At 66.0% G+C, this 1,260-nt stretch carries 1 protein-coding gene; it reads right to left on the reverse strand.

The window, feature by feature from the left end; genetic code table 11:
* Positions 1-61 precede the first annotated feature (61 nt).
* A protein-coding gene (locus tag BLR02_RS28305) for an IS3 family transposase (protein WP_245705015.1) occupies positions 62-1,194 on the reverse strand; the annotation gives its coding sequence in 2 pieces (ribosomal slippage) (positions 62-918 and positions 918-1,194; 1,134 coding nt in all).
* Positions 1,195-1,260: the final 66 nt, after the last annotated feature.

Raw genomic sequence — 1,260 nt, forward strand, 5'->3', positions numbered from 1 at the left:
TGAGGTGGTCCCCATTCGTCGGACAGCTTGGCGGCCTGAATAAGCTCGGTCCTGGTTTCCTTCAGGCCGCCAATCTCGTCACCGCATGCGCCTCATCGGGGGTCTGCCCCGCCAATGCGCTATGGGGGCGTCCGGCATTGTAGTAGCCGATCCACTTCGACAGCCCGGCCCGCAGCTCGGACCCGGTCTCGAAGGCATGCAGGTAGACGCACTCATACTTCAGGCTACGCCACAGTCGTTCGATGAACACGTTGTCCATCCAGCGGCCGCGGCCGTCCATCGAGATGCGCACCCCGGCCTGCTGCAGCAGGCCGGTGAACCGCGGCGAGGTGAACTGGCTACCCTGGTCGGTATTAAAGATCTCCGGCCGCCCATACCGCGCCATGGCCTCCTCCAACACCTCCAGGCAGAACTCCACCTCCATGGTGTTCGACACCCGCCAGGCCAGCACCTTGCGCGTCGCCCAGTCCATCACCGCGACCAGGTAGAGGAAGCCGCGCCGCATGGGCAGGTAGGTGATGTCGGCGCACCAGACATGGTTGGGGCGGTCAATCGCCAGATCCCGTAGCAAATAGGGGAAGATCCGGTGCTCGGGGTTGGGCAGCGTCGTCCGCGGCCGCTGGTAGATCGGCGCCAGGCCCATCTTCGCCATCAGCCGCCGGATCCGCTTGCGGCCGACCACATAGCCCTCCCGCCGCAGATGCCGCGCCATCTGCCGCGAGCCATACCAGGGCGTCTCCAGGAACTGTGCGTCGATCAGCCGCATCAGCTCGAGGTTCAGCGCCGTCTCGCCCGCAGGCCGGTGGTAGAACCCCGACCGGCTGATCGAGACCAGCTCGCATTGCCGCACCACCGACAGCTGCGGGTGCTCCGGCTCGATCATCTGGCGTCGCCGCTCCAGGCTCATCGACCGGACGCTTTCGCCAAAAAATCCCGTTCCACCAACAGCTGCCCGATCTTCGCGTGCAGCTTCTCAACCTCCGCCTCGGCCACCTTCGCGCTCTCCGGCGCCGCCGCCTTGCCGGAGAACACCGCCGTCAGCCCCTCCATGGCCTGCCGCTTCCACTCACCCACCATCGTCTGGTGAATGCCGTGCTTGGCCGCCAGCTGCGCCGTCGTCAGCTCACCCCGCAGCGCCTCCAGCGCCACCTTCGCCTTAAACTCCGCCGAGTACCGCGTCCGCTTGCCCGTCATCCAGGGCCATCCTTCTCACAAGCGAACCGAGCTTACCCGCCTGTCCGAAATCCAGGGACCACCTCA

Origin of the sequence: Belnapia rosea, assembly GCF_900101615.1 — a bacterium.
Lineage (GTDB): Bacteria > Pseudomonadota > Alphaproteobacteria > Acetobacterales > Acetobacteraceae > Belnapia > Belnapia rosea.